7 protein-coding genes are annotated in these 5,498 nt (G+C 63.5%); 1 reads left to right on the top strand and 6 read right to left on the bottom strand.

Annotated elements, in window-relative coordinates:
- The coding region (locus ACIKT0_RS12210) for an adenosylcobinamide amidohydrolase (RefSeq protein ID WP_407105598.1) at positions 1 to 341 on the top strand (341 nt) is incomplete at its 5' end.
- 430 nt (positions 342 to 771) lie between these two features.
- Here the strand turns inward: ACIKT0_RS12210 and ACIKT0_RS12205 are convergent.
- The 6 genes from ACIKT0_RS12205 to ACIKT0_RS12180 form a co-directional block, all read right to left on the bottom strand.
- A complete protein-coding gene (locus ACIKT0_RS12205; protein ID WP_407105597.1) occupies positions 772 to 1,584 on the bottom strand; it encodes a sulfite exporter TauE/SafE family protein in 813 nt (270 codons plus the stop codon).
- A gap of 318 nt (positions 1,585 to 1,902) precedes the next feature.
- Positions 1,903 to 2,214 carry a hypothetical protein gene (locus ACIKT0_RS12200; protein WP_407105596.1) on the bottom strand — a complete coding sequence of 104 codons (312 nt, stop codon included), beginning with the start codon at positions 2,212 to 2,214 and terminating at the stop codon, positions 1,903 to 1,905.
- 174 nt (positions 2,215 to 2,388) lie between these two features.
- Positions 2,389 to 3,042: a HupE/UreJ family protein gene (locus ACIKT0_RS12195; protein WP_407105595.1), complete on the bottom strand. Its 654-nt coding sequence runs from the start codon at positions 3,040 to 3,042 to the stop codon at positions 2,389 to 2,391.
- Positions 3,043 to 3,087: 45 nt separating this feature from the next.
- Complete coding sequence (locus ACIKT0_RS12190; RefSeq protein ID WP_407105594.1) at positions 3,088 to 3,468, bottom strand: hypothetical protein; 381 nt, start codon at positions 3,466 to 3,468, stop codon at positions 3,088 to 3,090.
- On the bottom strand, positions 3,465 to 4,226 hold the full coding sequence (scnC, locus tag ACIKT0_RS12185) for a thiocyanate hydrolase subunit gamma (RefSeq protein WP_407105593.1): 762 nt from the start codon (positions 4,224 to 4,226) through the stop codon (positions 3,465 to 3,467). Before scnC ends, ACIKT0_RS12190 begins: the two co-directional genes overlap by 4 nt.
- A gap of 33 nt (positions 4,227 to 4,259) precedes the next feature.
- The gene (locus ACIKT0_RS12180) at positions 4,260 to 5,015 is read right to left on the bottom strand and encodes an SH3-like domain-containing protein (protein WP_407105592.1); all 756 of its coding nucleotides are present in this window, start codon (positions 5,013 to 5,015) and stop codon (positions 4,260 to 4,262) included.
- Positions 5,016 to 5,498: the final 483 nt, after the last annotated feature.

The following is a 5,498-nucleotide window of genomic DNA, read 5'->3' as shown; positions in this document are numbered from 1 at the left end:
GGCGCGTCGGGCAACCGGCGCGCACGGAGCTCGCCTTGGTCGGCACGATCAACATCCTCGTGCATGTCTCAAAGCCGCTCGCTCATGCGGCGCTTATCGAGGCCGTTTCGATCGCGACCCAGGCCCGCACCGCCGCGATCATCGACCTCGGCTTCCGTCGCGACGGAGCGCTCGTCACGGGCACAGGCACCGACTGCATCGTGGTGGCGTCGCCCCAGGGCGCGCCGCGGGAGCGTTTCGCCGGCATGCACACTGCGATCGGCGAAGCGCTAGGAGCGGCGGTCTATTCGGCGACGCTCGCTGGCGGCCGCGCGTGGCTTCGGGATCTGGCTCCCACTTGACCGAAGCGCGCCAACCCGAGACGCAGGGCGCGAGGTTGGGGCTCGTCAACGGCACGTTTCATCAGATCGGCGGAACGGCTCGCTGCGGACAGCGCGGGCGTCCACAAACCTTGCTCCTTCTGAGCTGTGAGAAGCGCGGCCGCGAGATTGCTTTGCGGGTGCGCAGATCGCGGAGGGGACGAGCGGCTACTTCAGGTCAACTCCCGACGGGCGCGACCGCCGCTTGGCGCCAGAAGCGGAAGTGAGGCACCCGCCTGATTGCGGACATCGACGATGTTCGCCGGGCGGGGCAGTGCGCAGAAGCCGCTGAGCAACCGTCTGCATGGACTGGGGATCCGCAGCGGCGCAGTCGCCATGTATGCCGGCCCGTCCGCTAACGTCCACAGGATTGTTCTTACCAAGCGCCGTTCCGGCCGAGCCGCCGGGCTGGTCAGACGAAGAGACGCCGCAGAAGATCAACGCCGATGACGATGAGCAGAAGCGCATAGGTGAGCCGCAACGCTCTCTCGCTCATCTTGTGGCTGACGCTCACGCCGATCGGCGCGGCGATCATGACGGTCGGCATCATCACAAGGAAGATGACGACATCGACATAGCCGAGCGCATAAGTCGGCAGATCCTTGGCGCTCCAGCCGCTGATGACAGCTCCGACGGCGCCCACCGTGCCAGTGACGAGACCGGTCGCGGCCGAGATCGCCAGCGCTCGTTCGAGCTGCATGTTGAAGGCCGAGAGGATCGGCGTCGTCAGCGTGCCGCCGCTGGTGCCGGTCATCGCAGCGATGAAGCCTACGACCGAGGAGACGCCGACCATCCTTGCGCCCTTCGGCGGCTCCTTGCCGAAGGAGAAACGCCCATGATTGAACACGATGTAGAACCCGACTAGAATGATATAGATCGAGAACAGGGCTTGCAGGATCTCGGTCGACCCGAACGGCAGCAGGATCGCTCCGATGACGACGCCGATAAAAAGGCCGATGGCCCAGGTCTTGAAGAACCCAAGGTCGAGATCGCCGAGCTTGTAGTGCTTGCGGCTTGAAGAGATGGCGCTCGGGATGATGAGCGCCATCGAGGTCGAGGTCGCGACATGCATCATCACCGGATGGGCGACGCCGAGCCACGGGAACACATAGATGAAGATCGGCATGCGGATGGTGCCGCCGCCGATGCCGAACAGGCCCGCGAAGAAGCCGGACGCCAGACCAGCCGCTGCGAAAATGATGACGCGTAGCAGGAGGTCATCCATGGCGTAGCGTCCCTCTGCCCTTGCTCAGGGGCGCGCTGGCGCACTGTGCTGTCTGAGGCCGGCGCCCGTCAGGCCTGCGGCCCATGCCCCCCCGCCTCGCCCGCGACGGGCGCTCGGCTGCCCAACCCTGACCAGTTCAGCGACTGCCCGTCGCTCACCCGGCGCTCCTGGGATCCAGCGGAGAACTCCGGCTTCAGCCGGATGCGGCTGGGATCAAGGCAAGCGCTGCATACGCCGTTGACTTACATCGCGCTTTCGCTTCATGGCGTAGGTGCGAGCAAGCAGATCCATTCGGCTCTGTCTCGCCCGCTTGTTGTCCTACTGGTCTCTGAAGCACGCGATGTGGAATGGACGCGGCGCAGGCTTGCCGCTCACGTCATAGGTATGCACCTGCATCTGACTTGGATCACGCGTCAGTCCGACTGTGATGAAGCCGGGCTGAACATCCTCTTCCATAGCGCTGCCGATCGTGCCTGAGAAGTTCGTCTTGGCCTCGCCCTGGAGCGGGATTTTCCAGGTGATCAGGTATTCGTTTTCGCCCTTCATCTCGCATTTGTCGATCATGTAGCCTCGGGCGATCGTGCCATCCGCCTTGATCACGCACGCCAGCCGGTTCTCGAACTTCGCCATCTGCTCTCTCCAGAGGTTGTCGGCGCGCTTCGCAGTAAGACGGCATGATCTCTGCCGCCTATGCCCGACGCCAAGGCACTGCTGATCTTTCGTTCCGGCGATGGGCCCGAGCTCATTGCCGGAACGGGGACGTATCTTCTTCGTCGAACTCGAATTCGGCCTGCGCCGCTGCGGTCACTTGATGCCTGCGAACAGGACGCCTTCGACATGTCCGACGAACAGCACCAGCCCCATGCCCGCGACGGCTGCGCCCACCAGGCGCACATTCATCCGACGCGCAGCGTCGCTGTCGATCACCCAGCGCGTGACGAAACCGGAGAGCACCGCCACGACCAGCTGGATCAGCGTGAAGCCGACGACATAGGCGATGAGCGGCGTCTGCTCGGCGCCGAAGATCGACTCGCCGTAGGCCCACCCATGAAAGAGCCCGGCGCCGGCGAAAAGAACGCCGAGCATGAGCGCGGGAAGCTCGCGGTTCGTGGCGATGATGGCGCCGAGCAGGAGCACCGTCGCGGCGATGACCAGTTCGGCCACCGGCAGCGTGACGCCCACGAGATGGATGAGACATCCGGCCAGGGTCCCGCCAATGAACGGGAGCGTGAGCCCCCAGACGCGCCCGGCAAGCGCCGCCGTAATGCCGACGGCGACGACGAATGCGAAGTGGTCCATTCCGATCACCGGGTGCGCCAGGCCGGAAAGCATGCCCTGTCCGAAAGTCTGCGGAAGCAGACCGCCCATCGCGTGGTGGGCGAGCGCCGCGTTGGTGCCGGCCAGAAGGAGAGGCCCTGCGCATGCGAAGCGTATCGCGTGAGATCTATGTATTGCCATGACCTATCTACCTCTATTGCCGCTGTCATCAGACAGCTTCGAGTCCTAAAGAGCTTCGAGCCGCGCTCGTACGGCGCTGATCTGGCGGGCGAGCTCCTCTTCGGTCAGAAGGCCGCGGCTGACCATGATGTGAGCGAGCGTCAGAAGCTGGCGTTCCGGATTCGGAATCGCGCTGTAAACCGTCTCGAGCTCGTCCTCGGCGTGCCGTCGCTCGAGGTTATCAAGAGCCCCGCCCGCCGACAGACAGTCGCAGGTCGCGTCGAGGCACACCTTCCATGGCGGCTCCGGATTGGTGACGCACCAACGCGGCGCAAGCTTCGCCCAGGTCTGATCCTCGTCCTGTATGGACTCGAGCAGATCGATGCGGCGAAGGTCGACGTATTGACCTTCGGTCTGCTCCTGGATGCCGACGCTCTCCCCGCTCATTGTGGAGCCTCCGTCGGCCTGCCGCCGCTATGCACCGGGCGGCTGGCCCTATGGATCGGCCGAGGACCGTCCGTCGTCCTGCCGGGCTTCGGCATGGCGATGCCGATCATGGTGTCGCGGGTGACGATCTCGGCGAGCTGATCCTCCGTCCAGCCCTCGGTGCCCTCGGGCCTCACGGGCAGGACCATGAAGCGGCTCTTCGCGTTGGAGTCCTCCACCCGCAGCTCGACCTCGGGCGGAACGATCAATCCGAACTCCGCCAAGACTTCGCGCGGCCAGCGGACGATCCGGCGACGATAGTTGGGCGCGCGGTACCAATACGGCGAGTGCCCAAGCAGCGGCCGCGGATAACATGAGCAGAGGGTGCACACGATCACATGATGCAGCGTCGGCGTATCCTCAAGCACGGTCAGGTGCATGTAGTCGCTTGTGGTCCCGAAGCCGGACGGCTCGCTCCAGTCGACCCCGACCTCCTTGCTGGCGTTCAGGGGGTCCTCGAATATCCGGGCCTTGTACGCCGGGTCGGTCCAGGCCTTCGCGACCATGCGTGAGCCCGCGGCCGGCGATCTTGCGTCGTTCCACTCGGAGAACGCGCGGTGATCTTCGGCGGTGAACAGGCCTTTCTCGATCGCTAGCTCGCGGACGGCCAGCTCGAGAATTTCGAAGTCGGAGATCTCATCGACCATGGGCGCCGCCGCATGGTCGTGACCATGGTCTCCCGAATGGTTGTGGCCGCCATCTTGATGTTTATCTGCCATGTCCTGCTCCTATGGCTAGGTCGAATGCTTCGGTCAGTCCGCAGCTTCGAGCCACATGTCCGGGTACTCGCTCTGAAGGGTGTCGTTCTCGAACGGGTACTCCGCCCAAAGATCCTTCTGCTGGAACCGGACGATGTAATACTGCTCCTGAGGAGCGTCGTAGCGGTCCCAGGCCTCGTCGGCGGGAACCAGGTCCGGGTATGTCAGAGCAGCGATCGTCCCGGTCATGTTCCGGACATACATCTGGGTCCGGGTGTAGAATATCGCCGGTAAGTCCTTCACGCGAACGCGGTCGCCGACCTTGAAGCGGGCAGGCTGGACCTCGCCAGTGGGTTCCCAGGGAGGGGTAGGCCCATAGTCGATGTATTTGCCGGATGGGGACTTCCCGGTTCCGGTATGAATCTGGGTCGTGTCGCCGTGGTTGATGTTCGACGGAGCGTGACCTCGGCGGTTGGAATTCACTCCCAGCCTTTCCCGGATCTCCGCTATCTTTCCCTGCAGCTCGAGCAGCGACACATAGTTCTTGTCGACGAGCATCTTCGCGGCGCCCCAGATCCAGCGCGCGTTATAGGGGAAGCCGTAATAGAGGGTCAGGCCAATATCGTTGGCGTAGCGGCGGCGCCGTTCTTCGGCGTTCCACATGCCCCTGAAACCGAGGACCTCGCAGGTGATGTAGACGTTGTTCTCCCACTCCTCGTCCTCTTTTTCCTCGAATATTTGAGGCGCGTAGGGCTGCCCGCCGACATCATGCGTGGGCCAGATATAGGCCTCGTATAGAGTGTGCGGCACCTCGTAGGGCCAATCTTGGGCTTGATGAATGGCGGGCATCAGATGCGAGCCGGCCTCATAAATCCTTCGGGTTTCCCTCGGTGACGGCATCGCGCTTTCTCCTTTGTTTTCCTGGATCGAGACAGGCGGCTCAACATCGCTCGCGATATTGGCTGACGCCCTGCTCCGGCAGAATTCATCGTTCTACGACCGGAAACAGGACGCGGCTTTGCGCTCGATCAATTTTTGGAAGAGGACCCATTTGACCGCCTGGACGCTGACCGCCACGAGCGACATGCAGTCATGGCTGCGGCGGGACCGCCCACCAGAACGACGTTGTTACCTGGTCCGGGAGATCGCAGCGATGGACCTGAGCACTAGGTGTTTAGTCCCACGGTGTGATGGCGTATCTTTATTGCCGTCAGAGAGGGACGCGCTATGGGCCAAGTTCTTCACGGGAGCGCCAAGACGACGCACGCCGTTCGAGCGGAGCTACAGCGATCG

This window comes from Hansschlegelia beijingensis (genome assembly GCF_045505405.1).
Taxonomy (GTDB): Bacteria; Pseudomonadota; Alphaproteobacteria; order Rhizobiales; family Methylopilaceae; genus Methylopila; species Methylopila beijingensis_A.
The sequence above is the reverse complement of the archived record's forward strand: the minus strand, read 5'-3'. Positions and strand labels throughout refer to the sequence as shown.

Excerpts from the sequence above, each read along its gene's own strand:
- ACIKT0_RS12205 (WP_407105597.1), bottom strand. The coding sequence starts at position 1,584 with ATGGATGACCTCCTGCTACGCGTCATCATTTTCGCAGCGGCTGGTCTG.
- ACIKT0_RS12200 (WP_407105596.1), bottom strand. The coding sequence starts at position 2,214 with ATGGCGAAGTTCGAGAACCGGCTGGCGTGCGTGATCAAGGCGGATGGC.
- ACIKT0_RS12195 (WP_407105595.1), bottom strand. The coding sequence starts at position 3,042 with ATGGCAATACATAGATCTCACGCGATACGCTTCGCATGCGCAGGGCCT.
- ACIKT0_RS12190 (WP_407105594.1), bottom strand. The coding sequence starts at position 3,468 with ATGAGCGGGGAGAGCGTCGGCATCCAGGAGCAGACCGAAGGTCAATAC.
- scnC (WP_407105593.1), bottom strand. The coding sequence starts at position 4,226 with ATGGCAGATAAACATCAAGATGGCGGCCACAACCATTCGGGAGACCAT.